The sequence below is a fragment of the Streptomyces sp. NPDC049954 genome, assembly GCF_040656295.1.
Classification (GTDB): domain Bacteria; phylum Actinomycetota; class Actinomycetes; order Streptomycetales; family Streptomycetaceae; genus Streptomyces.
Genome location: NZ_JBFALS010000021.1, coordinates 63,074 through 89,293, shown reverse-complemented (window position 1 = coordinate 89,293; position 26,220 = coordinate 63,074). Strand labels below are relative to the sequence as shown.

Sequence of the window (26,220 nt, the reverse complement as noted above, 5' to 3'; positions counted from 1 at the left end):
GGACGGGGACGGACGGGGACGGGGACGGACAGGGCGGCCCCGTCCCGGTGGTCGCCTGCCCCGCTGCCTCGTTCCGCCGTCGCCCGGCAACGGGAGTCGAACCACGAACAGGCGCTCCCTTGGCCAGGAGCGCCCCGTTGGGCACCGGGTGCAGGGCCCAGGTGCGAGGCCGCTGCGGCTCCTCAGCCGAGTACGACGACCTCTTCGGGGGCGAACGCGACTCCCACCCTCGCACCCGGCTCCGGTGCCTCACGCAGGGAGCAGGCAGCTTCCAGGGACGGGGCGCCGTCCGGCCGCAACCGCACCGCGACGTGAGTCCCCCGAAAAGTACGGGACACGACCTCGCAAGGCAGTCCTTCGGTCACACCGACGACGCGCACTCCGGCGGGCCGTACCAGCAGGGTGTGCCGGCCACGTAGGTCGCCTGAGGCCACCGGGACCTGCCCCCAGACGGTTCGGGCGACGCCGGACACGATCTCTCCCTCGGTGATGTTCTCGAACCCCAGGAAGCCAGCCACGAACTCGTCGGCCGGGTGCCGCCAGACTTCGAGTGGCGTCCCGGTCTGAGCGATACAGCCGTCCCGCATGATCACGACTCGGTCCGCGAGCGCGAACGCCTCTCCCTGGTCGTGCGTGACGGCGAGGACCGTCGTTCCCAGTTCGGTGAACAGCGCACGGAGTTCGCCGACCAACCGTTCCCGCAGGCTCCGGTCGAGCTGGCCCAAGGGTTCGTCCAGCATCAGGAGCCGGGGGCGGGGCGCCAGAGCACGCGCCAGGGCAACCCGCTGCTGCTCTCCTCCGGAGAGGGCTCCTACTCTTCGGCCGCCCGCTCCGGGCAGTCCGACGAGGTCGAGCAACTCCTCGACACGGCGCACTCGATCGGCTCGCGGCGTCCCGTGCATCCGGAGGCCGAAAGCGACGTTGCCCGCGACGTCGCGCTGCGGGAAGAGCTGATGGTCCTGGAACATGAGGCCTACGCCCCGTCGGTGCACGGGGATGCCCGCCTGGTCCCTGCCTCCGAGCAGGACATGTCCCCCGTCCAACGGCTGAAGCCCGGCTACGGTGCGCAGCAAGGTGGACTTACCGCTTCCGCTCGGTCCGAGCACGCACACGATCTCTTGGGGAGCCACCGCGAGGTCGATCCCGTCGAGCGCCGGCTGCCCGGAGCCAAAGCGAACGGTGGCACCCAACAGCCGCAACGCCGCTTCCTCGGCGTAGTCCGCACCGTGTGCACCGTCCGCGTCCGGTGCACCGTCCGCTCGGGTCGCGCCGTCCGGTCCGTCCGCGCTGTGCAGCCCGTCCGTGCCCCGTGCAGCGTTCGCGCGGGGCACGGACGGAAGAGCGTCCCGCACCGTCCCCTGCCTCACGGCACCGTCGCATCGGGCGAAGGCCGCCTTCTCCAGCGCTTCGGTGCGCGCAGGAAACGTGCCCGGCGCCGTGTCCCGCTCGGTCATGACTGCTCCTTCTCGTCACCGGTGGGACCGGTGGTGTCACCGCCGTACAGGACGAAAGCGCGGCCCCGTGCCCCCGTCTCGTCGGCCTTCCCCGAGGCCCCGTCCTCGCGCCATGGCGCCCGCCGACGGTGCGTCATGGACGCGGCGTCGGTGTCGACCGGAGCGTGACCGCCGGGGACAGCGGCCGTGCCGCGTGGCCGGATCCGTTCGAGTACCAGCAAGGACACGACACAGACCGCCATCAGCACCGTCGAGAGCGCCATGGCCTGCCCGTAGTTGGTGTCGCCCGGCCGCCCGAGCAGTCGGGAGACCGCGACGGGCAACGTCGGAGCGTCAGGCCGAGCGATGAACACTGTCGCTCCGAACTCGCCGAGAGACACGGCGAAGGCAAAGCCTGCGGCGACGAGCAGAGCCCGCCGCACCATGGGCAGATCCACTTCCCGCCACACTCTCCAGGGCGAGGCTCCGAGTACGGCCGCCGCCTCGCGCAGGCGCTGGTCCACCGCGCGGAGGACCGGCACCATGGTCCGCACCACGAACGGGACACCGACGAGGGCTTGGGCCAGCGGCACCAGGAACCATGAGGCACGCAGGTCCAGCGGGGGCTTGTCGAGCGAGATCAGGAAGCCGAATCCGACGGTCACGGCTGAGACGCCGAGCGGCAGCATGAGCAGCCCGTCGAACCCTCGCACCAGGGCGTCGACAAGGGGGTCCCTCCGCCCGCGCGTCGGGCGGCTCAGAGCGGCAGCGGCCAGCCCGCCCACGACCAGAGCGATCAGCGTCGCCACGGCGGCGTAGCGCAGCGAGTTGCCGATCGCCGCGAGAGGCGCCACGAGGAACAGTCCGCCGTCCGCCGAGGCCAGCGCACGGAAGTAGCCGAGCCCGAACCCCTCGGGACCGTCGAAGGCCCGTCGGACCAGAACCGCCAGGGGCAGGACGAGGAGAAGGGCGATGAAACCCAGCACCGCCCCGAAGAGCGTCCATTCTCCCGCGCCGCGGGGGCGTCGAGTGGTCGTGGCGGCGTCGACGAGCTTCAAGCTGGTCTCACTGCGTCGGACGGTCCACCAGTGGGCCACCAGGATGGCTACGACGGCGGCGAGCTGGAGGAGTGTCAGCACGGCCGCGGTGGGCAGATCCAGCAGCTGCGCCGTCTGCCGGTAGATCTCCACTTCCAGGGTCGAGTACGCGGGTCCGCCCAGGATCTGGACGATGCCGAACGAGGTGAAGGTGAACAGGAACACCATGAGAGCCGCCGCGGCCACAGCCGGAGCGAGAGCCGGCAGGGTCACGGTGCGGAACGCCGCCCAGCGCGAAGCGCCGAGGGTACGTGCCGCTTCCTCTTGTCGCGGGTCCAGTTGGGCCCACAGCCCCCCTACGGTGCGCACGACCACGGCGTAGTTGAAGAAGACGTGCGCCAGGAGGATCGCCCAGACCGTGGTGTCCAGCCGGATTCCCCACAGTTCGTCGGTGAGGCCGCCGCGCCCAAGAAGCGCGAGGAAGGCGGTACCCACGACGACGGTGGGCAGCACGAACGGGACGGTCACCGCGGCCCTCAGCAGCTCTTTGCCGGGGAACTCGAAGCGGGCGAAGACGTAGGCGCCGGGCAGCGCGACGACCAGGGTCAGCACCGTCGAGGCGAACGCCTGCCAGGTCGTGAACCACAGGACCTCCTGGACGTCGCCCTGCCCCAGTACGTCGAAGACCCTTCCGAACTGCCATCCCCCGGACGTCTTCAGACCACGGCCGACGATGGCTGCCACCGGGTAGGCGAAGAACAAGGCGAAGAACGCGACGGGTGCGGCCATGAGCCCGAGCCGTGCCGCAGCGTCGCGAAGGTGAGCACGTCGCGCGGCGACACCGTCCGGCCGCCTCTGCGGAGACGGGGCGCCAAACAGCGACAGGGCCCTCTCTGACGGCGACGGGGCCATAGACGGGGCGGGCGACAGCGCGGGGGGATCGGCCTGCTGCCGCGGCAGCGAGCGCGACTCCGCACCGTCGGAGCACGCGGTATCCGCCTCCGTGCCCCCGGGGCCCGTCGAGCCGGTCACTTGACGACGAGTGAGGTCCACGACTTGATCCACGCCTCACGGTGTTCAGCGATCGCCTCGGGCGCGACGGTGTGCGCGCCCTGCGCCGTCCCGTCGTACTTGGAGAACAGCTCCGGCAGTTCGGTGCCCTTCACCACAGGGTTCACGAACATCTTGAGCGGCATGTCCGCCTGGAACCTGCCGCTGATCAGGAAGTCGATCAGTGCTTTGCCACCCTCCTCGTTCGCCGCACCGTCGAGGAGCCCTGCGAACTCGATCTGCCGGAAGCAGGTCCCCGACGCCACACCGGTGGGCGCGTCCTTCGGCCGGGGGTCGGCGTACAGGACCTCCACGGGCGGGCTGGAGGCGTAGGAGACCACGAGCGGACGGTCGCCACCGGCCTTCCTGCCTCCGGCCGAACCGGAGAACTCCTCGTTGTACGCCTGCTCCCAGCTGTCGACGACCTTGACGCCGTTCGACCTCAGCTTGCGCCAGTACCCCTGCCATCCGTCGTCGCCGTATTGCGCCGTCGTACCGAGCAGGAAGCCGAGGCCGGGCGAGGACGTCGCGGCGTTCTCGGTGACCAGAAGATTCTTGTACTGCGGCTTCATAAGATCGGCGAAGCTGCGGGGTGGGGCGAGCTTCTTCTGCGCGAAGTACTTCTTGTCGTAGTTCACGCAGATGTCGCCGGTGTCTACGGGAGTCACGCGGTGCCTTGCCCCGTCAAGCTGGACGTCGGTCCCGATGCGGTTCAGTCCCTTGGCCTCGTAGGGCTGGAACAGCCCGTTGTCGAGGGCGCGGGACAGCAGCGTGTTGTCGACGCCGAAGAAGACGTCACCCTGCGGATTGCCCTTGGTGAGCACCGCCTGGTTCACGGCCTGGCCGGCGTCGCCGCTCTTGAGGACCTTCACCGTGTAGCCGGTCTTCTGCTGGAAGGCCGCGAGGACGCTCTTGGACGCGGCGAAGGAGTCGTGAGTGACCAGCGTGACGGTCTTGTCCTTCGCCTTGTCGTCCCCGTTGCCCCCGTCCGAGCCGCAGCCCGCGAGGGCGCCGATGCCGAGGCCCGTGGCCGCGACGCTCGCGGCAATCCTTTTCGTGATCGTGATGCGCACTGAATTCCTCCTGGGTGACCAGGAGAAGACGCGGCCATGCCCACCTCCCGGCCGGAAGGTGGGCATGGCGCAACAGCATGAGTGATGACCGAACTTCCTACCCGGAATGACCCGGGCGAGGTTCAGAGGGTCTGCGACCTGGTCGCCCCGTGACGGGACGTGGTGCCGCACTCTCAGCGCTGTGGCGCTCCCCTGTCGGAATGTGTGAAGTTGTCTCCGCCCCGTACCCACGACGCCGCTCAGACGGACGAGTACGGAACGAATGTACGCAGCCACCCTACCGCTGGGAGCATCCGGTGGCGCAGGTCACCGTTCCGCGGCCGCGAGCTGGCCGCACGCCCCGTCGATCTCCTGCCCCCTCGTGTCGCGCACCGTCACCGGCACACCGTGGGCGGCGATGGCTTCGACGAAAGCCCGCTCGTCCTCGGGGCGTGACGCGGTCCACTTGGAACCCGGGGTGGGGTTGAGCGGGATGAGGTTGACGTGGACGCGCTTGTTCTTGAGGAGACGGCCCAACAGGTCCCCGCGCCACGCCTGGTCGTTGATGTCGCGGATGAGCGCGTACTCAATGGACACGCGCCGCCCCGACTTCTCCGCGTACTCCCACGCGGCGTCCAGCACCTCCCGCACCTTCCAGCGCGTGTTGACGGGGACGAGGGTGTCGCGCAGTTCGTCGTCGGGGGCGTGCAGCGATACGGCGAGCCGGCACTTGAAGCCCTCGTCGGCGAACCGGTGCATGGCCGGGACGAGGCCGACGGTGGACACGGTGATGCCACGCTGCGACAGCCCGAGACCGTCGGGCTCCGGATCGGTGAGACGACGGATGGCGCCGACCACACGGTTGTAGTTGGCGAGCGGCTCGCCCATCCCCATGAAGACGATGTTCGAGAGACGGGCGACGCCCCCGGGGATCTCCCCGTCGCGCAGGGCCCGCATGCCGTCGACGATCTGGTGCACGATCTCGGCGGTCGAGAGGTTGCGGTCGAGACCGGCCTGCCCCGTCGCGCAGAACGGGCAGTTCATGCCGCAGCCGGCCTGCGAGGAGATGCACATGGTGACGCGGTCCGGGTACCGCATCAGCACCGACTCCACCAGGGTGCCGTCGAAGAGCTTCCACAGCGTCTTGCGGGTCGTGTCGTCGTCGCAGGAGATGTGCCGGACAACCGACATCAGCTCCGGCAGCAGCGCTTCCTGAAGCTTTCCACGTGCGGCGGCCGGAATGTCCGTCCACTGCTGCGGGTCATGCGCGTAGCGGGCGAAGTAGTGCTGGGAGAGCTGCTTCGCGCGGAACGGCTTCTCGCCGATGTCGGCGACCGCCTCCTTGCGCTGCGCGGGGGTGAGGTCGGCCAGGTGACGGGGCGGCTTCTTGGCTCCGCGCGGTGCGACGAAGGTGAGCTCTCCCGGGACGGGCGGGGCCATGGGCGGAAACTCCTCAGTGCGGCGCACTGCACGCCGTGAAGGGTGCCGGACGCCTCGGGGACGGGGAACGGGGCAGCAGGACGCGCCCCGTACGGGGCGACGGCCCCGGGCCGCGAACACGAAAAGGGCCCACCACATGAATGGCGGACCCTTTCAGCGTAACGCGCGCCCCGTCACCCCGAGCCGACGAAGAGGACCAGCAGCAGCCAGACGACGGGAGCGGTGGGGAGCAACGAGTCGAGCCGGTCCATGATGCCGCCGTGCCCCGGCAGCAACGTACCCATGTCCTTGATCCCGAGATCCCGCTTGATCATGGACTCGCCCAGGTCACCGAGGGTGGCACTGACGGCGACCGCGAGGCCGAGCAGCAGCCCCTGCCACCACGCCCCGTCGTCGATCATGAACTGCATGCCCAGGGCGCCCGCGACCATGGCGAAGGTCACGGCGCCGATCAGCCCCTCCCGCGTCTTGCCGGGGCTGATACGGGGCGCGAGTTTGTGGCTGCCGAAGCGCCATCCGACCGCGTAGGCGCCGGTGTCGCTCACCACGGTCAGGACGAGGAACAGCAGCACCCGCCAGGCGCCGTCGTCCGCCCTGAGCATCAAGGCCACGAAGGTCGCCAGGAACGGCACGTAGAACGCGGCGAACACGCCGGCCGTGACGTCCCTGAGATAGCCCTCCGGGGGCTGTGTCATACGCCAGACGAGGACGGCGAGCGCCGTCAGCGCCACTGCCACCCACGCGCCCTCGGGGCCTCGTGCGTAGCCGGCGATCACCATGGCCGCGCCGCCCAGGGCCAACGGGATCAGCGGAGCCTTGATGCCCTTGCGCTCCGACAGCCGCGACGTGAGCTCCCAGACGCCGACCACGACGGCCACCGCTATGACACCGACGAAAACCGCCTTGACGATGAACAGCGAGGCGACGACGACCACACCGAGGCCGAGGCCGACCCCTATGGCCGCGCCCAGGTCACGGCCCGCGCTCTTCTTCTGCGGCGTGGGCTGCCCCGCGGGAGCGGACGCCGGGTCCGGTGCACGGTGCGACGGGGGTCCGGGCTCGCTCTCCATGGGCTCCTGCGGCAGTTCGTCGCGGAACAGGGGACCCCTCAGCCGAGCGGTCCCCCGGTCGTCATCCTGGTCTCCGCCGCTCGCGGGTACGTCAGGCACGATGGGCATGGGCCGAGTCTCTTGGACGTCCTGCCCTTCGTACACGGGACCCGCCGAGGCAACCCCCTGGACAGGCCCCTGTCCGGGGGTGGGCCACGGCTCGCCGTATCCGGTGCGGGACGGCGCGCCCCAGGAAGAGTCGTTCATCAGACCTCGAGCAGCTCGGATTCCTTGTGCTTGAGCAGCTCGTCCACCTGCGCGACGTACTTCGCGGTGGTGTCGTCGAGCTCCTTCTCCGCGCGACGGACCTCGTCCTCGCCCGTCTCCTTGTCCTTGACCAGCTTGTCGAGCGCGTCCTTCGCCTTGCGGCGTACGGCGCGGATCGAGACCTTCGCGTCCTCGCCCTTGGTGCGGGCGACCTTGATGTACTCCTTGCGGCGTTCCTCGGTGAGTTCCGGGAAGACCACTCGGATGATATTGCCGTCGTTGCTCGGGTTGACGCCGAGGTCGGAGTCGCGGATGGCCTGCTCGACGTTGCGCAGAGCGCTCTTGTCGAACGGGGTCACGATCGCCATGCGCGGCTCCGGCACCGAGAACGACGCGAGCTGATTGATCGGCGTCATGGCCCCGTAGTAGTCGGCCACGATCTTGTTGAACATCGCCGGGTGCGCGCGGCCGGTACGGATGGCGGCCAAGTCTTCCTTGGCGACCACAACGGCCTTCTCCATCTTCTCCTCGGCTTCGAGGAGGGTCTCTTCGATCACCACTTGCTCCTGCGTGTCTTGAGTTGGCCTGACGGGATCGTCCCGCCCCGTCGTGGCGGCGGGAGTGCGCACAGGTCCGGCTGCGTCGCGTCTCTTCTGTACTGAACGGTGTCCGAGCGGCAGGGCTTTGTCCATCCCTGCCGACGACGACGGCGCTCCGTGGTGCCCGTGGGCTACGGAGCGCCCCGGGCTCAGGCCCGGGCGCCCTGATCGCTTACGAGCGTGCCGATCTTCTCACCCCTGACGGCTCGCGCGATATTGCCCGCGGCGAGCAGTTCGAAGACGAGAATGGGCAGCCGGTTGTCGCGGCACAGGGTGATGGCGGTCATATCGGCGACCTTGAGGTCCCGGGTGATGACCTCGCCGTAGCCCAGCGCGTCGTACTTCACGGCGTCGGGATTGGTCTTGGGGTCCGCGTCGTAGACCCCGTCCACACCGTTCTTGCCCATGAGGAGGGCTTCCGCGTGGATCTCCAGAGCACGCTGGGCGGCGGTGGTGTCGGTGGAGAAGTACGGCATTCCCATTCCGGCACCGAAGATGACCACGCGGCCCTTCTCCAGGTGGCGAATGGCGCGCAGCGGGATGTAGGGCTCGGCCACCTGCCCCATGGTGATGGCCGTCTGCACACGGGAGTCGATGCCCTCCTTCTCCAGGAAGTCCTGAAGCGCGAGGCAGTTCATGACGGTGCCGAGCATGCCCATGTAGTCGGACCGGGCCCGGTCCATCCCGCGCTGCTGCAGTTCCGCGCCCCGGAAGAAGTTGCCGCCGCCGATGACGACAGCGATCTGCGCGCCTCCGCGCACCACGGCGGCGATCTCACGAGCGATGGCGTGCACCACGTCGGGGTCGACACCCAGTCCCCCACCACCGGCGAAGGCTTCGCCGGAGAGCTTCAGCAGGAAGCGGCCGGCGCCCTTGCCGTGCTCGCTCGGATCGGTGGATTTATCGGCCTCGGCCATGGTCATGGGTTTCTCCTAGTGATGCGCATACCAAGAAGGCCACTGCCGCAGGGGATGGTTCGCAACCCGTGCACGGCAATGGCCTCCTCGTCAGATCAGCTGTCAGCGGCGGTACGGGGCACCGTACGTCGCCGACCGCCCACAGCCCTTCCCGGGCACTGCCGGGAAGGGCTTGAGTCGATCGTGGTCCGGACTCAGATGCCGACCTTGATGCGCGCGAAACGCTTCAGGCTGACACCGGCCTCGTCCAGGACCTTCTTGACGGACTTCTTGTTGTCCTTCGCGAACGGCTGGTCGAGAAGGGTGACCTCCTTGAAGAAGCCGTTCACCCGACCCTCGATGATCTTCGGCAGGGCGGCCTCGGGCTTGCCCTCGTTGCGCGAGGTCTCCTCGGCGACGCGGCGCTCCGTCTCGACGACCTCGGCCGGAACGTCCTCGCGCGTCAGGTACTTCGGCGCGAAAGCGGCGATGTGCTGCGCGACGTCCTTGGCGACCTCGGCGTTCTCCTTGTCCAGCTCGACGAGTACGCCGATCTGGGGCGGGAGGTCGGGCATCGTGCGGTGCATGTACGCCGCGACGTAGCCACCGGAGAACTGGGCGAAGCGGTCCAGGACGATCTTCTCGCCGAGGTTGGCGTTCGCCTCGTCCACGTACGCCTGGACGGTCTTGCCGGGCTCGATCTCGGAGGCGAGCAGCGCCTCCAGGTCGGCGGGCGAGGTCTTGGCGACGTGCTCGGCGAGGGTGTTGGCGACAGCCTGGAACTTGTCGCCCTTGGCGACGAAGTCGGTCTCGCACTTGAGCTCGACCAGGACGCCGGAGGTGTGGTCGTCGGCGATGAGGGAGACGACGGCGCCGTTCTCGGCGGAGCGGCCCTCGCGCTTGGCGACGCCCTTCTGGCCCTTGACGCGGAGCAGCTCGACGGCCTTGTCCACGCTGCCGTCGGCCTCGTCCAGCGCCTTCTTGCAGTCCATCATGCCGGCGCCGGTGAGCTCACGGAGCTTCTTGACGTCGGCGGCGGTGTAGTTCGCCATGATTCAGTGAATCTTTCTCGAAGTCTGGAAGATCGCGGATCAGCGGTGTTCTCGCCTGCGCCGCAGGGTCTCTACGGGTGGGCAGCGCGAAGATCCACGAGAATCTACGGGTGGACGGCGGGGGCAGTGGCCCCCGCCGTCACTACCGGAGCGGTGCGGGTCAGGCCTGATCGGCTTCCACGGCCGGAGCCTCGGCAGCGGGGGCCTCAGCGGCGACCGGGGCCTCGGCGGCGGGGGCCTCGACAGCGGCCGGAGCCTCGGCGGACTCGGCGTCGGCGACCTTCTCGGTCTCGGCAGAGGTCTGCACCTCGGTCTCGGCGGCGGCCTCGTCCTTCTTGTCGCCTCCGAGCAGGTCGCGCTCCCACTCGGCCAGCGGCTCGCCGGCGGCCTTCTCGCCCGGCTTCGAGTCACCGGTCGCGGCACCGGAACGGGCGATGAGGCCCTCGGCGACACCATCGGCGATCACGCGGGTGAGCAGGGTGACGGAGCGGATCGCGTCGTCGTTGCCCGGGATCTTGTAGTCGACCTCGTCGGGGTCACAGTTGGTGTCGAGGATCGCGACGACCGGGATGTTGAGCTTGCGCGCCTCACCGACGGCAATGTGCTCCTTCTTGGTGTCCACGATCCAGACGGCGCTGGGCACCTTCTGCATCTCGCGGATACCGCCGAGGGTCTTCTCCAGCTTGGCCTTCTCGCGAGAGAGGACCAGGAGCTCCTTCTTGGTGAGGCCGGAGGCGGCCACGTCCTCGAAGTCGATCTGCTCGAGCTCCTTCAGGCGCTGCAGGCGCTTGTAGACGGTCGAGAAGTTGGTGAGCATGCCGCCGAGCCAACGCTGGTTGACGTAGGGCATGCCGACGCGGGTGGCCTGCTCCGCGATGGCCTCCTGCGCCTGCTTCTTCGTACCCACGAACATGACCGTGCCGCCGTGGGCGACGGTCTCCTTGACGAACTCGTAGGCGCGGTCGATGTACGACAGCGACTGGAGCAGGTCGATGATGTAGATGCCGTTGCGCTCCGTGAAGATGAAGCGCTTCATCTTCGGGTTCCAACGACGGGTCTGGTGACCGAAGTGGACGCCGCTCTCCAGCAGCTCCCGCATCGTGACGACGGCCATGGCCGTATCTCCTTGTTTTCCCGGTTGCGGACGCCGGACGGCGACCGCTCCTGACGCCCCTGACGCGCCGTGCCACAAAGGACCGAGAAGCGCGGACACCTACGAAAGTGCCGGTGTCGGGGCGTGCGAAGTCGATCCGGTGACCCGGATCGCCACCAGAAGTGTACGGGACGGTGACGCGACCGGGTGACGGCGTTATCCACAACGGGACAGTTATCCACAGATACGGACCAAGATCCCCGAATCCCCTTCGACTGCGTCACGATAGCCATCGGGATGACCACTCTGCGTGAGCTTATCCAGCATGTGACCGACGTCGACTGGTGTGGTGGAGCACCGCAAGTGAACGGGGGAAGACAGTATGTCCAGAAGGGACGAACGTGGAAGGCTCCGCGGCCGATGGGGATGGGGCGCACTCGCGGTGACAGCCGCTTCGGCGGTTCTCGTGACGTCACTCCTGCCGTGGGCCGTCGGCAAGGCCGCCGATTTCATGAGTCGCACTTCGCTCCGCGAGTCTCCTGGGTGGGCGAAGCCTGCCCAGGAGGCCCCGGCGGCAGAGCGCACGGACACCGGGCCGGACACACGGTCCTGGGCGTCACGTACTCCTGCGCGCCCCGGTCCCGCCAAGAGGGCTGCCCCGGAGCGGCGCGCGGAAGCCCAGCGGCCCCCTGTCCACCGGCCTTCTGCCGAGAAGCCTGCCGAGCCTGGCAGCTTCGGCACGGGCCGCCCACAGGACGCTCCGGTCCGCAGCGGGCAAGAGGCCGTGCCTGCCGAGCACGCTCCCCTCGGCCCGCCGCCCGAGCAGCCTGCGAGGGACCATCAGCGGGACGCGTCTCTCGGCAAGGCATCGACACGCACCCGACCGGCGCCGCACACGTCACGCGACAGGCCGCGTTCCCGCAGGAGCGTCGGACGGCGGGGCTCCAGGGCGGCCTCGTTCCGTCCCGCAGCGCCGACATCGCCGTCGGCTCACCGCGACAGCCCCCTCAAAGCGTCCGGGGACCACTACGGTCGGGCCCGCCCTCCCCGGCCGTCGCCCCAGCCGGGCGACGTCGCACAGCGCGGGGACCGTCGCCGCTCCGCCCACACACGCGCGAGTCGGGGGACGTGCGAGACCGACGCGCCCGTTGGGTCACCGGACATCGCGCAGCCCACCGCTGTCCGCCCGGAGCGCCGGCCTGATACCGAACGGAGCACCCAGCCGTCAGCACCGTCACCCGGTGCCGGCTCGGACGAGCCCACTCCCGGCGACGGTGTCTCTCCCGGTCCCGCGCCGACGCCTGTCCCGACCGCCCCGGCCCCTGATCCGTCCCGTCCGGACCACGCGTCCCTCGACTCCGAAGCCAGGAGTTGGCCCGTGGGCAGCCGTCCACCGGTGCTGCGCGGCTGGGAGCCTCCGAGCTCGCCGTACGGCCCCGGCCACCGCGGTGTTGACCTCGGTGCTGCGCCGGGCACGCCGGTACGAGCGGCGGCGGCCGGCACGGTGGTCTACGTCGGCGAGGTCGCCGGCCGGGGTGTCGTCACCGTCGAACTCCTGCGATCGGGAACTCCGCCGCTGCGCACGACCTACGAGCCAGTGGCCCCCTCGGTCCAGAAGGGAGCCGTACTGGCAGCCGGGGAGCAGGTGGGCGTCATCGAGAAGGGGGGGCCTTTTCACTGCCCGGGTGGGTGTCTGCACTGGGGCCTGCTGAGGGGCGACGTCTACTTGGACCCGCTGTCCCTGCTGCCCCCGGACATGTTGTCCGCCGGTCCATCACGTCTGTTGCCTCTCACCGACGAGGCAGGCACGACGCATGCCGCGACGGCATCCGGCCCCGAGGCCATGACCGGTGCGCCCGCAGGTTCGGTACCGACCACCGGCCCGAGCGCTGGTCGCCCGCCTCGGCCGTCCGGCGCACCCGAGGTGCTGACGGGCATGGGGCCGGAGGGCGCGGGAACTGCTCTGGCCGCGAGCGTCTCCTGGACGTCGCGTGTGTGGAACAGGGCGAACCGCTGGCTGCGGCGCGGCGCCGAGGGGGTACCGCGTCTGCTCAGGCGGCTCGGTCGGCACAGCCGACGCCGTATCCGCGTCTCGGCGTCCTGGAAACAGGTTCGCGGGTCGTCACGAACGCGAGAGGTCTTCCCGCCGCCGCCCGCCGCGCACACAGCAGCCCGTGAAGGACGGTGCGCTCAGGGCGAAGACGAGACGGGCCAGAAGCGGATCAGCCGTGCACGCCGCGCAGCGCCATGGCTACCGCGGCGTCGGCGATCTGTGCCGGCTCCTCGGCCACGCCGAGTTCGATCCGGCGCACAGCGGCGTCGACGACACCCTGGAGCAGCATCGCCGCGAGCCGCGGCTGTCCGTGGCCCAGGTCGCTGAGCGCTTCCACCACCATGGCGACGAGCCCACCGTGGGCGGCGCGGATCTTCTCGCGCGCGCCGGCGTCCAGTTCGCTCGCGGAGATGGCTGCCACGGCACGGTGCCGCCGGTCCCCCACAAGGTCGAGTTGCCGCCGCACGTACGCCTCGACCTTGTCCGTCGGCGTCTCGGCCTCGGCCATCGCGAACTCGACCTCGGCCGCCCAGACCGGGAAATCGACTGCACAGAGTTCTTCCACGACTGCGGCGCGCGAGCGGAAGTACTCATAGACGGAGGACCTGGCCAGTCCCGTCCGTTCCGCTAGGGCGGGGAAGGTCAGGGCCTCCGTCCCTCCCTCCGACAGCAGGGACCGGGCGGCGTCCAAGAGGGCGCCACGTTGCATCGACCGGTGCTCGGCCACGGAGGCCGCTCGAATCCTGGGCACCCGACCACTTTACGGACGTGATCCCCACCCGCCCACCCGGTCCGGCAATGATGCGCGGCGTACGGCCAAATCCCGGCAAAGAGCGTCCGGTCACTCGGCTCGGTACGAGCCCCGGCGCCCTCGCAACGGCGCGCTGCCGAGCGGCCCGCCCTGATCGCCCCTGCGTCACACACCGAAGCTGGAGAGCTTCGCCCGTAACTGCAGAACCGATTTGGTGTGGATCTGACTGACGCGACTCTCGGTGACACCGAGGACGTGGCCGATCTCCGCGAGAGTAAGCCCCTCGTAGTAGTAGAGCATCACGACGGTCTTCTCACGGTCCGGCAGGGTGTTGATGGCTCCCGCGAGCAGCCGCCGAAGCTCCCGTCCCTCGGCCACCTCGACCGGATTGTCGGCAGCCGTGTCCTCCAGCGTGTCCATGATGCTGAGGCGGTCGCCGCCCTCTCCGCCCACGCTCAGCAGTTCCTCCAGCGCCACCACGTTGGCGAGGGACAACTGGCTGAAGACCGCGTGCAGTTCCTCGACGGCGATGCCCATCTCGTCCGCCACTTCGATCTCGGTGGGGGTGCGTCGCAGCTGGGCTTCCAGCGTGGCGTAGGCACGCTCGACGTTGCGGGCCTTCTGACGCACGGAGCGGGGAATCCAGTCGAGGGCACGCAACTCGTCGATCATCGCGCCACGGATGCGTGTGATCGCGTAGGTCTCGAACTTGATGGAGCGCTCGATGTCGAATTTCTCGATGGCGTCGATCAGGCCGAAGACACCGGAGGAGACGAAGTCGGCCTGCTCCACGTTGGGGGGCAGCCCGACACTCACGCGTCCCGCGACGTACTTGACCAAGGGTGAGTAATGCAGGATCAGCTGCTCGCGCAGTCGTCCGTCCCCCGTTGACTTGTACATCCGCCACAGTTCGTCGACCGACTTGGGTGCGTGACGCCGCACGCTGTCGCCGCGAGCGGCGGGGGGAGCCGCCGCCCCGTCGGAGCCGGAGATCTGCTGGGGCATTCGTCGCCTTGTGCCGTTCTGCTGTGAACTGAGCCGGTTGTGCGCGGGCTGACGCCGCGGGTCTGAATTTCGTTGTGAGCGTAGCGTGACTGCGCTGTCGCAGTGTGCGAATGCTAGGGGATCACACGTACGCAGATACGTTCCGCTCACCTACCGGCACGGTCATGACCAACACGCTGAGCGATGATCACCGACATGCTTTCGCCGGGACCGGCAAGGCCGTTGAAGCCCCACCGGCCCCTCGAATCACTGCCCCTGCACGGCGCCGGGAGTCGAAAAACCGGGGCTTCCCGTCTGGCGTGTCAACTGCCAGCCGTCGCCATGTCGTTCGACAAAACCGAGGGCCTGCAGTTCGTACAGCCGCGCGACAGCGTCATCCGTGACGGTTGCCGCGCCGAGGGCGATGTCGGACGCGGCGATGGTTCCGCGGGCAGGCAGAACCGCGAGCACGCGTGCCGCTTCCGGTGTCAGCAGATCCCTGGGAACGATCGGCCCCCTGCGCTCCTCGCCCAGTTCGCCGACCGCCCCCACCAGTTCGATCACGTCGGCCGCGTCGGTGACCAGATGCCCTTCGGCCCGCAGCAGTTCATGCACACCCGCCGACAGCCCACTGGTGACCGGCCCCGGTACGCCCATGGTGTGCCGCCCCATTCGCTGGGCGGCACGAGCCGTCACCAGCGAGCCACTGCGAAGTGCCGCCTCGACCACCACGGTTCCCCTCGTAAGGGCGGCGATCACCCGGTTGCGCAGAACGAACCTGCTGGGCGTCGGATGTTCTCCCGGCGGCAACTCACCTACGAGCAGACCTTGTTGCGCAATGCGCTTCATCAGCTGGGCATGGCCTGCCGGGTAGCAGCGGTCGATGCCGCACGCCAGCACAGCGGCCGTCGCGCCACCGGCGCCGAGAGCACCGCGGTGCGCCGCACCGTCCACGCCGTACGCCCCGCCGGACACCACCACCCAACCGCGTTCGGCGAGATCGGCGGCCAGCCTGCTCGCCACGTGGGCCCCGTATTCCGTGCAGGCTCTCGCCCCGACCAGGGCCACGGATCGCAACGCCCACATTCTGAGGTCGACGGAGCCTCTCACCCACAGACCGAGAGGGCGCGCCGAACCGAGATCATCCAGCTGAGCGGGCCACTCGGTGTCTCCGGGGCAGACGAAGCGGGCGCCCACCCGGGCCGCCGTCTCCAGGTCGTGTTCGGGCCGGGCGCGGGCCGCCCGGTCGCACAGGCCCTTCCACCGGAACGTGGTGAAGCCCCGTGGCGGGTCCGTCCGGCCGGCCAGTCGTGCGACGAGGCCCTTCGCGCCGACTTCCCGCAGCAGGGCAGTGGCCTTGCGGTCTCCGGGTTCGAAGACCCGGGTCAGTGCGGCGCGGGCCAGCCGCTCCCCCGTCACAGGAGGAGGCCCCGAGATGGACGCCGCGGTCATCGTCCACCCCCGCCGGCCAGGGGAACACCGCGAGACACTCCCGTGCGCAGTTGCAGGGCGGAGGCCATGTCCGAGTTGTCGGGCCGGTCGTGACCGGCCAGATCCGCGACGGTCCAGGCCACACGGAGCACGCGGTCGAGTCCGCGCGCGCTGAGCAGACCGCGTTCCAGATCGCGCTCCACCACGTCGAGCGCTCCGTGAACGGCGGGCCAGCGTGTGCGGAGCTCGTGCCCTGGCACTTCACCGTTGCTGTACCAGGGCGTTCCTTCATAGCGTTTGAGCGCCCGCTCCCGCGCCTCCCGCACCCGGTCGGCGACCACCTTGGTCGATTCGCCGGGTGCGCCTGTCGCCCGCAGTTCGGCACGGCTCACGGGTTCCACGCGGACCTTGAGGTCGACCCTGTCCAACAAGGGTCCCGACAGACGCGCCTGGTAGCGCCGCACCATCGCGGACGGACAGTCGCACGAGTCACCGACAAGGCCGTGCCTCCCGCAGGGGCAGGGGTTGGCGGCGAGGAGCATGAGGAACTTGGCAGGCAACCGCACCACTCCGGCAGCCCGGGCGATCACGACGTGTCCCGACTCCAGGGGCTGACGGAGGGCATCCAGTGCCCGCGGGTCGAACTCCGGCGCCTCGTCCATGAACAGCACACCGCGGTGTGCCAGCGACACCGCGCCGGGCCTGGGCAGCCCGTTCCCACCGCCCACCAGGGACTGCATGGTCGCCGAGTGGTGCGGAGCGCAATAGGGCGGCGTCTCCAGCAAGGGACGGCCCGGCGGCAGGATGCCCGCCACCGAGTGGACGGCTGTCACCTCCAGGGCCTGGGCACGAGTCAGTGGCGGCAGGATGCCCGGCAGGCGTTCCGCGAGCATCGTCTTCCCCGCGCCCGGTGGCCCGTGCAGAAAGGCGTGGTGGCCGCCGGCTGCCGCCACTTCGAGCGCCGTCCTGGCCGCGTGCTGGCCCGCGACATCGCCGAGATCGGGGCGGTGTGCGCCCTCGGCCCCCGCGACGACGCCGGTGCCGAACCCGGCCCCGGGCACACACAGTCCGGCGAGCAGCGGGTCAGCGCGGCCGCTGGTCTCGGGCGGCTCGTCCGGGACGGGTTCACCCGTGAGTACGGCGATGAGCTGACGCAGACTGCGCACCCCGAGCACCGACATGCCGGGCACCAGGGCTGCTTCGGCCGCCGCGCTCTCGGGTACGACCACGTGGTCGTACCCCGCGTCCGCAGCCGCGAGCACCCCCGGCAGGATGCCCCGTACCGGGCGCGCCCTGCCGTCGAGACCGAGTTCACCGATCATGACGAGGTCGGCCAGCACTTTCGGGTCGATCCGCTCGGCCGCGCCGAGCACCGCGCAGGCCACGGCCATGTCGAAGCCGCTGCCGCTCTTGGGCACCGAGGCAGGGCTGAGGCCGACCGTGAGCTTCTTCTGCGGCCATTCGGCACCGGAGTTCACGACCGCGGCGCGGACACGGTCACGACTTTCGATCAGGCTCTTGTCCGGCAGGCCCACCAAGGTGAACGCGGCGACCCCGGGTTCGAGGTCCGCCTGGACCTCGACCACGACACCGTCGACTCCGAGCAGCGTGACCGAGCAGGTGCGGGCGAAGCCCATTCAGACCACCCCCCGGGCGTGCGCGACACGTGCCGGGCCACCGCGCGGCACCGTCACACCGACCAGGTCGATGCGGACGCCTCCGGGAGGCGGCCCGCCGTTGCGGCTGAGCCACAGCTCGGCCAGCGCGCGCAGCCGGTCGGCCTTGCGGGGCCGGACCGCCGCCATGGGGTGCTCGTAGCTGTCGTCCCTGCGTGTCTTGACCTCGCAGATGACCAGGGTGTCGCCGTCGAGGGCGACGATGTCGATCTCTCCGGACCTTCCGCATCGCCAGTTGCGGGCGACGATAAGCAGCCCGGCCTCGATCAGCGTGCGCGTGGCGAGTTCCTCGCCGTACTTTCCGAGAGCTCCTCGGGTGTTCATGGACACCACCTCCGTCACCGAATGTGACGCAGCGGCTCCGCGAAAGTGGATCATGGAGCGAAACTGTGGATTACTCGCCAGTAGACAGAACGCGCCTCACCCGTACGAGTGAGTTCGCGACTTCTCCGCCGACGGGACGCATCGGCTCCTGACGGGCGAGGCGAAGGGCACGGCCTCAGCGCGCTGCGCGGCCCGGCCCAGTGCCCGCACGGCACGGCGCAGGTTCCTCTCCGCCCGCACACTCCTCAGGCTGTTCAACCGCCGGGCAGTTCGAGGTCGCTCTTGTTGAGTTCCTCGATGTTCACGTCCTTGAACGTGAGTACTCTGACCTGCTTGACGAACCTGGCGGGGCGATACATGTCCCAGACCCACGCATCAGCCATCGACACCTCGAAGAAGACTTCGCCCTGCACCGAGTGGACCTGCATCTCGTAGTCGTTCGTCAGGTAGAAACGCCGCTCGGTCTCGATCACGAATTTGAACAGGCCGACGACGTCGCGGTACTCCCGGTAGAGCTTCAGCTCCATCTCGGTCTCGTACTTCTCGAGGTCCTCGGCGCTCATGGCGGTTCCCCTTCAGCCGTGCGTCCCCCCATTGTGCGCCTGCCAGGGGAGCCTCTAGACGATTTCTGTGTCGAGGATCTCCGGCTGCTCGGGAGGCCCCTCGTCGAGCAGCCTGCGCAGCAGCCCGGCGAGCTTGGTCGGATACACCGTCTCATGTGCCCTGCCGAGTTCTTCGCAGGTCCACCACCGCGCTCCCGCCACACTGCGCCGTTCCAGTTCCGTCAGCGCCGTGGGAGCGGTTCGGGTCTGCGCGGTACGGGCGAGGAAGTACCACTCGTCCTGGTCCCAGCGGCGGCCGGCGAACGGAAACGAGCAGGTACGCCGCCACAGGAGCGGCCCCAGTACCACCTGTGTGATTCCTGTCTCCTCGGCCAGTTCCCGCAGTGCGGCCTCCTGCCGGGTCTCCTGTCCTTCCAGGCCACCTCCGGGTGTGAACCACCAGTCGTCCTCGGGATGGTCCGGTTCGTGCCCGTGCAGCAGCAGAATCCGGTCCTCGGGGTCGAGAAGCACCACCCGGGCGACTCTGCGTGGGTGCGCGCTGCCGCTGTCGGCGGGGGCAGCCGGGGCATGCGCGTCCGGCTGCGAGCCCGTCACCCCGCGCGACGTCGAGACCACCCCACTGCCCGACGGTGCGCCGTTCCGCGCGGACTGCTGCGAGGAGTCCTCGTCAGGCACGGGTAGTAGCCCCCTCCGGTCGCGTGGCACGGCGCAGAGCGCGTCGTCGTGCGAGTGGTCCGTACGCCGCGCCACAGAAGATGAGCACGACGCCGGCCACGATGGCGACCACGATGACCCGCAGTGGTCCGGGCGAGGAGATCCCGCCGGGCAGGGCAGCGAACCCGGAGGGCTTCTGCAGCATGCCCTCCATGGGCCAGGCCACTGCGTCGACCCGCGCTTGCACCGCCGAGCGCGGCACAGACCCCCGTGCGACGTCCTGGAGGTGCGCGGTCGAGTCCAGGGAGCCGGCCCGTTCGTCGCCCAGCAGGAAGAGGCGCCCGGCGGGCACTGTCGTCCTCGGTACGGCGGTGCCCTGCCCCGCGGCGTCGGTCGGGAGGTAGGGCTCGTCAATCTGCCTGCCGTTCACGGTCAGGTGCCCGTTCGTGCAGCAGGCCACGGTGTCGCCGCCGACGGCCACGACGCGCTTCACGAGGGGATCGCTCCCCCATGCCTTGTCCGTGAACACCACGACGTCGCCCCGTCGCACCTCGTCCCCCGATATGCGCTGACCCAACACGCGGTCCCCGGGGTCGATGGTGGGCGTCATGGAGGGCGTGGGAACCGTGTACGGGCGGTACTCCCACGCGCCCCAGGCGAAGCCTCCGAGGAAGAGGACGCAGCCGAGGGCCACGGCCGCACCGGACAGGAGGTGTCCGATGCGGCCGCGGCCCTCGGCCGTGCGGTGTGGTGCGCTCATGGCTGTGGTCCCCAGGTCGGACGGAGCGACCACGTGGCCGGGACGTCGCGGGTACGGGGCGAGGTCACGGCCGGGGATCGCCGATCTGGGAGCGCACCCTACCCGTCGGTACGTGCGGCAGAAACCCTGCGCCTGCGCCACAGTACGAGAGGTACGGCGCCGACCAGGCCGAGCGCGGCAGGCCCCGACATGCTCGCCGCGGCGTTGATGCCGGACCGGTGGAAGGTGTCGGGCACCGGCAGCGTGGACCAGCGCTGCGGCGGCCAGGCCACGACGAAGGCACGGCCGATGACGTTGTCCACCGGGACGAAGCCGCCGTTGCGGTCGTTCTGGTGGTAACGGGAGTCGGCGGACGCCTGCCGGTGGTCACCCATGACCCAAAGTTTGCCTTCCGGCACCTTCACCTTGAACTGGCCGCCCGTCTCGTCGACCGTGCAGGGGGTGTTGCCGGGGAACACGTACGGCTCGTCGAGCGGCTTGCCGTTGACACGGAGAGGGCCGTCGCCCTTGCACTCGACCGTGTCACCCCCGACGCCGATGACCCTCTTGATGAGGTCCTTCTCATCGGCGGAAGGCATGAGGCCGATGAAGCTCAGCCCCTTCTGGACCACGTTGGCCTTGGGCGTCGGCTCGGCGGCCAGCCACCCGCTCGGGTCCTTGAAGACGACGACCTCGCCGCGGTCGGGCTTCGAGCCGAACCACGGGGTCAGTTTGTCGACCAGGACCCGGTCGCTCACCTTGAGGGTGTTCTCCATCGAGCCCGAGGGGATCGAGAACGCCTGGACCAGGAAGGTCTTGATGACCAGTGCGAGTGCCAGAGCGATGATGACCAGCAGCGGGAGTTCCTTCCAGAACGGCCGCGGCTTCTTGGGCTTGGTGCTCCTTCCGTGCCCCGTGGGCGCCGAGGTGTCGCTCTCGGAATCCACGGCGTCAAGCCCCGTCTCTGCGCCGATGTGATCGCCTCCGCGCCTCACACCGTCCTCCGGCTCCTCGGGTCCCTCGTGTCCGGACCGAGCGCCCACCGCCACGTCCCCCACATCAACTCCTCACTTCGTGTCGCCGCCTGCATCGTGCGTGGTGCAGGCCCACCACTCCCATAACGAGCGGGAGTTCCGCAGGGATCGGGAGCACAGCTGTCGCCTTCGGCTTCTGAGGTGCCACCTTATGCGAGCCGTCGGGCCCCGACGCCGCCCCGATGGGCGCGTCGGCCACGTGCGCGTACGCCGCCCGCTGTCCCAACGTCGCCCAGTGCCCCAGCGGCCAGGCGATCACGACGGCGCGTCCCACCACGGAGTCCTCGGAGACGGTGCCGCGGTTTCGCGAGTCCCGGTGGAAGCGGGAGTCGCCGGAATTGGCGCGGTGGTCCCCCATGACGAACAGCCGTCCCGCAGGCACCCGCACCTCGAAGGGGACGGCCGAGGGCTTGTTGCCGGGATGTACGTAGGGCTCGTCCACCGGGGTGCCGTTGACGGCGACGCGTCCCCGGGAGTCGCAGCACGCGACGTGGTCGCCGCCGACCGCGATGACCCGTTTGATGAGATCGTGCTCGTTGTCGGACGGAAGCAGCCCGATGGCCGTCAGCCCCTTCTTGACGGCACGCAGGGCACCCGCGTCGGGCTTGCGGGGCACCCCGTCGGCGCCGAGCCAGCCCCCCGGGTCCTTGAAGACGACGACGTCGCCACGGTGCGGCCGGGCCCCGAACCAGGGGGTGAGTCTGTCCACCAGCACCCTGTCCCCGACCCGGATCGTCTGTTCCATCGAGCCTGACGGAATGACGAAGGCCTGCACCAGGAACGTCTTCAGTACGAGGGCGATGAGCACCGCCACGCCGACGAGGAGTGGTATCTCACGCAGTGCGGTGCGCCGCCTGCGGCGCCGGACACGCCGGGCGAGCCGGCGCAGTTCCGCCCTGCCCGGCCGCGGCACGGGGGGCGAGGAGTCAGGCCCTGCCGGGGACTCCCTCGGGACACCGCTTGAGTCTCTGCCCCGCCTACCCATGCCCGTGGCCGGGGGCCGGGACGTCCTCGTACGTCCTGTCGCGTCCGAGCCCTCCCCACCGGCTCAGCGGCCAGACGACGGTCTCCGCACGGCCGATCACCGAGGAGAAGGGCACCATCCCGCCGCCCGGCGAACCGAGGTGGTCACGGGAGTCGCGGGAGTCGCTGCGGTGGTCGCCGAGCAGGAAGAGACGACCGCTCGGGACCACGAGGTCGAACGGAACCTCGGAGGGAGCGTCCTTCGAGTGGAGGAACGGTTCGCTGACGGGCCGCCCGTTGATCCTGAGCCTGCCGTCCTTGCCGCAGCACACCACCCGATCGCCCCCGATCCCCACGACGCGCTTGATGTAGTCGCCGTCGCCGAAGTAGCCGGCGCCGTCGAACACCACGACGTCGCCACGGCGCGGTGCGCCACCGAAACGGTACGCCAACTTGTTGACGACGACACGGTCTCCGACGTGGAGGGCCGGCTCCATCGAGGTGCTGGGGATCTCGAAGGGCTGGGCGACGAAGCGGTTGACCGCCAGCAGGGCGAGGACGGCGAGAAGGACCGTGAACGTGTAGCCGCCGCCGGGCAGCCAGGACAGACGAGAGCGCGACCGCTCCTCCGCCCCCTCGGCCGCGGGATCAGTGCCCGGACCAGGTGCGGAGGAGCGGTCGCGCTCCGTGTGCTGTGCTTCGGTGTCCATCGTGGGCAGATGCTATCCGCCCTGCCTGTGGACCCCTCCGGGCCGTGGCCCGGAAGTGGCCCCGTGGCATATGCCACGGGGCCGACGCGATCACCTGTCGCGCTTCTCCTTGATCTTCGCGGCCTTGCCGCGCAGATCGCGCAGGTAGTAGAGCTTGGCGCGACGGACGTCACCGCGGGTCACCAGCTCGATCTTCTCGACGATCGGGGTGTGCACGGGGAAGGTGCGCTCCACGCCGACGGAGAAGGAGACCTTGCGGACCGTGAAGGTCTCGCGGACGCCGGAGCCCTGCCGGCGGATGACAACGCCCTTGAATTGCTGCACACGGGAGCGGTTGCCCTCGATGACGCGCACGTGGACGTTGACGGTGTCGCCCGGGCGGAACGCCGGGAGGTCGCTGCGCAGCGACGCGGCGTCGACGGAGTCGAGCAGGTTGGACATGTGTGTCTGCTTCCTCGCTGATGCCACAGGTCATCAGCGGAACATGGTGATGAGTGAAGGGTGCTGTTCTCGTCGGGCGGACGTCGTTCCCCCTGTGGCAGGGGCGCACACCGGACGGACGGCAGCGGCTTATTCTTCCACGTCGGAGGCGCTGGGCCCAAATCGCCCGTCGGGGCCGGGTTGCCAGCCCAGGATGGAGAGCATCTCCCGGTCCTTCTTGTCGAACGCCGCGGGGTCGCAGCGCGTGATGAGGTCCGGACGGTGCGCGACGGTACGGCGCAGCGCCTCGTCACGCCGCCACCTGGCGATCTTGACGTGGTGGCCACTGAGCAGGACGTCGGGGATCTCCCGCCCGCGCCAGGCGGGCGGTTTGGTGTAGACGGGGCCCTCCAGCAGGTCCGCCATGGCTCCGGGTGCGAAGGAGTCGTCGCGGTGCGACTCGGCGTTGCCGAGCACTCCGGGGAGCAGCCGGGCGACCGCCTCGGTGATGACGAGTACGGCGGCCTCACCGCCGGCGAGTACGTAGTCGCCGATGGAGACCTCGTGGACCGGGAGGCGCGTCGCGTACTCCTCGGTGACCCGGCGATCGATGCCTTCGTAGCGTGCGGGCGTGAAGATCAGCCAGGGGCGCTCGCTGAGTTCCACGGCGAGCTGCTGGGTGAAGGGCCGCCCACTCGGCGTCGGGACCACCAGGACGGGCTCGCGGGCTCCGGCCTCGTACCCGTCGGCGAGCACGGTGTCGAGGGCCTCGCCCCAGGGCTCGGTCTTCATGACCATGCCGGGACCACCGCCGTAGGGGGTGTCGTCGACGGTGTTGTGGCGGTCGTACGTCCAGGCCCGCAGGTCGTGGACGTGTACGTCGAGCTGCCCCCGGGCCCGGGCCTTGCCTACGAGGGAGACGTTCAGCGGGTCGAGGTATTCCGGGAAGATCGTGACCGCGTCGACCCGAAGGCCGCGCCCCGTCATCGCTCGCCCTCCGGTGCTCCGTACGCGTCCCGCGCGGTGTCGACGCCGGTCTCGTCGTCAGCCGCGGGGGACGGTGGCGCGGCGTCCTCGTCCGACGGGGCCCCCGAGCGGGCCGACGCGGCGTCGCGGGTGGAAGCGACCTCCGCCTCGTCGGGGTTGATCAGACCGGGCGGCGGGGTGATGACGGCCCGCTGCTCCTCCAGGTCGATCTCGCTCACGATCTCCTCCACGAAGGGGACCATGATCTCCGTGCCGTCGGGGCGTTCCACGATGAACAGGTCCTGGGAGGGCAGATGCGAGATCTCGGTGATCCGGCCGATCTCCGTACCGTCCTCCGTGACCACGTCCAGGTCCATGAGCTGGTGGTCGTAGTACTCGTCGGGATCCTCGGGAAGTTCCTCCGGATCGACCTCGGCGATGAGGAGGGTGTTCCGCAGCGCCTCGGCCCCGGTGCGGTCCTTGACGCCCTCGAAGCGCAGCAGCAGCCGGCCGCTGTGCACCCGGCCCGTCGCGATGGTCAGGGGGCCGGCCGAGGCCGGATCAGTGGCCAGGACGGCGCCGGGACCGAGCCTCAGCTCCGGCTCGTCGGTCCGCACCTCGACGGTGACCTCGCCCTTGATGCCGTGGGCGCGGCCGATCCGCGCGACTACCAGCTGCACTGTGCCTGTTCTCCAGTCCTGCGTCTCGTACGTTCCAGGGACCCGGGGCGCGCCGTGTCGGACGTCCGCCCGGTGACGGGGCCCGGACGGGGACCCGATGGCTCGTGGCCCCCGCGCCGGGCACGGCTGCGGGGACGACTACGGGCCGGGGCGGGCCCGAGAGCCTGCCCCGGCCCGAGCCGGTGCTGTGATTCGTTCAGCGAACCTGATCCACGTCGACGAGGTCGACGCGGATACCGCGGCCACCGATGGCGCCCACGACGGTACGCAGAGCGCGCGCGGTGCGGCCGTTGCGGCCGATCACCTTGCCGAGGTCGTCGGGGTGCACCCGGACCTCCAGCACACGCCCGCGGCGCAGGGTGCGCTCGGCAACCTGCACATCGTCGGGGTTGTCGACGATGCCCTTCACGAGGTGTTCGAGAGCCTCGTCGAGCATGCTCAGGCCTCGGTCGACTCGGACGAGTCGGCCTCGTCCTTCTTGTCGGCCTTCTTCGCCTTCGGGGTGATGGCCTCACCCTGCGACTCGTCGCCGGCCTTCTTGGCGGCGGCCTCGAAGAGACCACTGTGGTCGGCCTTCGGCTCCGGCTGGAGCAGCGGCGCCGGGGCGGGCTCGCCCTTGTACTTCTGCCAGTCGCCGGTCTTCTTCAGGATCGCGAGCACGGGCTCGGTCGGCTGCGCGCCGACACCCAGCCAGTAGGCCACGCGGTCGGCGTCGACCTCGATGCGCGACGGGTTCTGCACCGGGTGGTACAGGCCGATCTCCTCGATGGCCCGGCCGTCACGGCGGGTACGGGAGTCGGCGACGACGATGCGGTAGTGAGGCGCGCGGATCTTGCCCAGACGCTTCAGCTTGATCTTGACTGCCACGGAAGTGGTGTCTCCTGGTCTTGACGTGGTGGGGCACCAAGTGATGCCGCGTGGGGTTGCGGAATCCAAGGGGCCCGCGGGACGCGTCAGCCGGAGGAGAGAGGGGTCCTGTGCGGCTGTCGAGTACAGCTGTCCATTCTGCCACAGGTGGCGACGCTCCCGAACCCGTGGGTCGCGGTCCGTCTCCGGTACGGGGCGCGCCCCGTACGAACGGGCACGCAGCGGTACGTCGCGAGCGGAGGATCAGGCCCTTCGACCCCGTCGGCGCCGCCCCGTACCCCCGGGGCGGGACCGTGCCGGGACGGGGCAGGAGGCAGGAGACCGAGGCGCGCACGGTCCGGCGGCGTGGCACGTCCGGGGAAGGAACACTGGACGTGCCGCGCCGCCGGGGCGTGCACCGTCAAGGGCGTGTGCCGCCCCGCCCCTGCCGGGCCACG

24 protein-coding genes, 2 pseudogenes and 1 riboswitch are annotated in these 26,220 nt (G+C 69.8%); of the genes and pseudogenes, 1 reads left to right on the top strand and 25 read right to left on the bottom strand.

Annotated elements, in window-relative coordinates:
• Nucleotides 1-182 precede the first annotated feature (182 nt).
• The 9 genes from AB0J21_RS31640 to rpsB all read right to left on the bottom strand — a co-directional run bounded on the left by AB0J21_RS31640 (nt 183) and on the right by rpsB (nt 10,989).
• A complete protein-coding gene (locus tag AB0J21_RS31640; protein ID WP_363149595.1) occupies nt 183-1,454 on the bottom strand; it encodes an ABC transporter ATP-binding protein in 1,272 nt (423 codons plus the stop codon).
• Nucleotides 1,451-3,259, bottom strand: coding sequence for an iron ABC transporter permease (locus tag AB0J21_RS31635; protein WP_363149594.1), 1,809 nt, complete (start codon nt 3,257-3,259; stop codon nt 1,451-1,453). The genes AB0J21_RS31640 and AB0J21_RS31635 overlap by 4 nt, the downstream gene beginning before the upstream one ends.
• Before the next feature lie 239 nt (nt 3,260-3,498).
• Entirely contained in the window at nt 3,499-4,587 is a 1,089-nt protein-coding gene (locus tag AB0J21_RS31630; RefSeq protein ID WP_363149609.1) for a thiamine ABC transporter substrate-binding protein, read from the bottom strand.
• Nucleotides 4,588-4,669: 82 nt separating this feature from the next.
• Nucleotides 4,670-4,797, bottom strand: a riboswitch (TPP riboswitch).
• Between the two features lie 102 nt (nt 4,798-4,899).
• Nucleotides 4,900-6,012, bottom strand: a complete 1,113-nt coding sequence (rlmN, locus tag AB0J21_RS31625) for a 23S rRNA (adenine(2503)-C(2))-methyltransferase RlmN (protein WP_363149593.1) — start codon at nt 6,010-6,012, stop codon at nt 4,900-4,902.
• A 173-nt stretch (nt 6,013-6,185) separates the two neighbouring features.
• Complete coding sequence (locus AB0J21_RS31620) at nt 6,186-7,328, bottom strand: phosphatidate cytidylyltransferase (protein WP_363149592.1); 1,143 nt, start codon at nt 7,326-7,328, stop codon at nt 6,186-6,188.
• Nucleotides 7,328-7,885, bottom strand: a complete 558-nt coding sequence (gene frr, locus AB0J21_RS31615; RefSeq protein ID WP_363149591.1) for a ribosome recycling factor — start codon at nt 7,883-7,885, stop codon at nt 7,328-7,330. The genes AB0J21_RS31620 and frr overlap by 1 nt, the downstream gene beginning before the upstream one ends.
• A gap of 191 nt (nt 7,886-8,076) precedes the next feature.
• Nucleotides 8,077-8,850 carry a UMP kinase gene (pyrH, locus tag AB0J21_RS31610; RefSeq protein ID WP_363149590.1) on the bottom strand — a complete coding sequence of 258 codons (774 nt, stop codon included), beginning with the start codon at nt 8,848-8,850 and terminating at the stop codon, nt 8,077-8,079.
• A 188-nt stretch (nt 8,851-9,038) separates the two neighbouring features.
• Nucleotides 9,039-9,875 (bottom strand): translation elongation factor Ts, encoded by an 837-nt coding sequence (tsf, locus tag AB0J21_RS31605; RefSeq protein ID WP_363149589.1) that lies wholly within the window; start codon nt 9,873-9,875, stop codon nt 9,039-9,041.
• A 160-nt stretch (nt 9,876-10,035) separates the two neighbouring features.
• On the bottom strand, nt 10,036-10,989 hold the full coding sequence (gene rpsB / locus AB0J21_RS31600) for a 30S ribosomal protein S2 (protein ID WP_363149588.1): 954 nt from the start codon (nt 10,987-10,989) through the stop codon (nt 10,036-10,038).
• A gap of 361 nt (nt 10,990-11,350) precedes the next feature.
• Here rpsB and AB0J21_RS31595 point away from each other — a divergent pair.
• Nucleotides 11,351-12,643 (top strand): annotated as a pseudogene (locus AB0J21_RS31595) (peptidoglycan DD-metalloendopeptidase family protein); the annotation flags it as partial.
• Nucleotides 12,644-13,190: 547 nt separating this feature from the next.
• On the opposite strand, the gene AB0J21_RS31590 reads toward AB0J21_RS31595, so the two are convergent.
• The 16 genes and pseudogenes from AB0J21_RS31590 to rpsP all read right to left on the bottom strand — a co-directional run bounded on the left by AB0J21_RS31590 (nt 13,191) and on the right by rpsP (nt 25,783).
• Entirely contained in the window at nt 13,191-13,748 is a 558-nt protein-coding gene (locus AB0J21_RS31590; protein WP_363149608.1) for a helix-turn-helix domain-containing protein, read from the bottom strand.
• A gap of 189 nt (nt 13,749-13,937) precedes the next feature.
• On the bottom strand, nt 13,938-14,777 hold the full coding sequence (gene whiG / locus AB0J21_RS31585) for an RNA polymerase sigma factor WhiG (protein ID WP_363149587.1): 840 nt from the start codon (nt 14,775-14,777) through the stop codon (nt 13,938-13,940).
• Between the two features lie 246 nt (nt 14,778-15,023).
• Nucleotides 15,024-16,208, bottom strand: a complete 1,185-nt coding sequence (gene dprA, locus AB0J21_RS31580; protein WP_363149586.1) for a DNA-processing protein DprA — start codon at nt 16,206-16,208, stop codon at nt 15,024-15,026.
• Complete coding sequence (locus AB0J21_RS31575) at nt 16,205-17,824, bottom strand: YifB family Mg chelatase-like AAA ATPase (RefSeq protein WP_363149585.1); 1,620 nt, start codon at nt 17,822-17,824, stop codon at nt 16,205-16,207. Before AB0J21_RS31575 ends, dprA begins: the two co-directional genes overlap by 4 nt.
• The gene (locus AB0J21_RS31570; RefSeq protein ID WP_363149584.1) at nt 17,825-18,187 is read right to left on the bottom strand and encodes a YraN family protein; all 363 of its coding nucleotides are present in this window, start codon (nt 18,185-18,187) and stop codon (nt 17,825-17,827) included.
• A 254-nt stretch (nt 18,188-18,441) separates the two neighbouring features.
• Nucleotides 18,442-18,750, bottom strand: coding sequence for a DUF2469 domain-containing protein (locus tag AB0J21_RS31565; protein ID WP_043444228.1), 309 nt, complete (start codon nt 18,748-18,750; stop codon nt 18,442-18,444).
• Between the two features lie 54 nt (nt 18,751-18,804).
• Nucleotides 18,805-19,344, bottom strand: a complete 540-nt coding sequence (locus tag AB0J21_RS31560) for an NUDIX hydrolase (RefSeq protein WP_363149607.1) — start codon at nt 19,342-19,344, stop codon at nt 18,805-18,807.
• Nucleotides 19,345-19,417: 73 nt separating this feature from the next.
• Nucleotides 19,418-20,164, bottom strand: coding sequence for a signal peptidase I (lepB, locus tag AB0J21_RS31555; RefSeq protein ID WP_363149583.1), 747 nt, complete (start codon nt 20,162-20,164; stop codon nt 19,418-19,420).
• Nucleotides 20,165-20,262: 98 nt separating this feature from the next.
• Nucleotides 20,263-21,201 (bottom strand): signal peptidase I, encoded by a 939-nt coding sequence (gene lepB, locus AB0J21_RS31550; RefSeq protein WP_363149582.1) that lies wholly within the window; start codon nt 21,199-21,201, stop codon nt 20,263-20,265.
• A gap of 4 nt (nt 21,202-21,205) precedes the next feature.
• Nucleotides 21,206-22,162 (bottom strand): annotated as a pseudogene (gene lepB, locus AB0J21_RS31545) (signal peptidase I); the annotation flags it as partial.
• A complete protein-coding gene (gene lepB, locus AB0J21_RS31540) occupies nt 22,155-22,850 on the bottom strand; it encodes a signal peptidase I (protein WP_363149581.1) in 696 nt (231 codons plus the stop codon). The gene lepB (AB0J21_RS31540) and the pseudogene lepB (AB0J21_RS31545), both read right to left, overlap by 8 nt.
• Nucleotides 22,851-22,940: 90 nt before the next feature.
• Nucleotides 22,941-23,291 (bottom strand): 50S ribosomal protein L19, encoded by a 351-nt coding sequence (gene rplS / locus AB0J21_RS31535; protein WP_363149580.1) that lies wholly within the window; start codon nt 23,289-23,291, stop codon nt 22,941-22,943.
• A gap of 129 nt (nt 23,292-23,420) precedes the next feature.
• On the bottom strand, nt 23,421-24,257 hold the full coding sequence (gene trmD, locus AB0J21_RS31530; protein WP_363149579.1) for a tRNA (guanosine(37)-N1)-methyltransferase TrmD: 837 nt from the start codon (nt 24,255-24,257) through the stop codon (nt 23,421-23,423).
• Nucleotides 24,254-24,916: a ribosome maturation factor RimM gene (rimM, locus tag AB0J21_RS31525; RefSeq protein ID WP_363149578.1), complete on the bottom strand. Its 663-nt coding sequence runs from the start codon at nt 24,914-24,916 to the stop codon at nt 24,254-24,256. Before rimM ends, trmD begins: the two co-directional genes overlap by 4 nt.
• A gap of 196 nt (nt 24,917-25,112) precedes the next feature.
• A complete protein-coding gene (locus AB0J21_RS31520; protein WP_077969807.1) occupies nt 25,113-25,352 on the bottom strand; it encodes an RNA-binding protein in 240 nt (79 codons plus the stop codon).
• A 2-nt stretch (nt 25,353-25,354) separates the two neighbouring features.
• Complete coding sequence (gene rpsP, locus AB0J21_RS31515; RefSeq protein WP_363149577.1) at nt 25,355-25,783, bottom strand: 30S ribosomal protein S16; 429 nt, start codon at nt 25,781-25,783, stop codon at nt 25,355-25,357.
• Between the last annotated feature and the right edge of the window lie 437 nt (nt 25,784-26,220).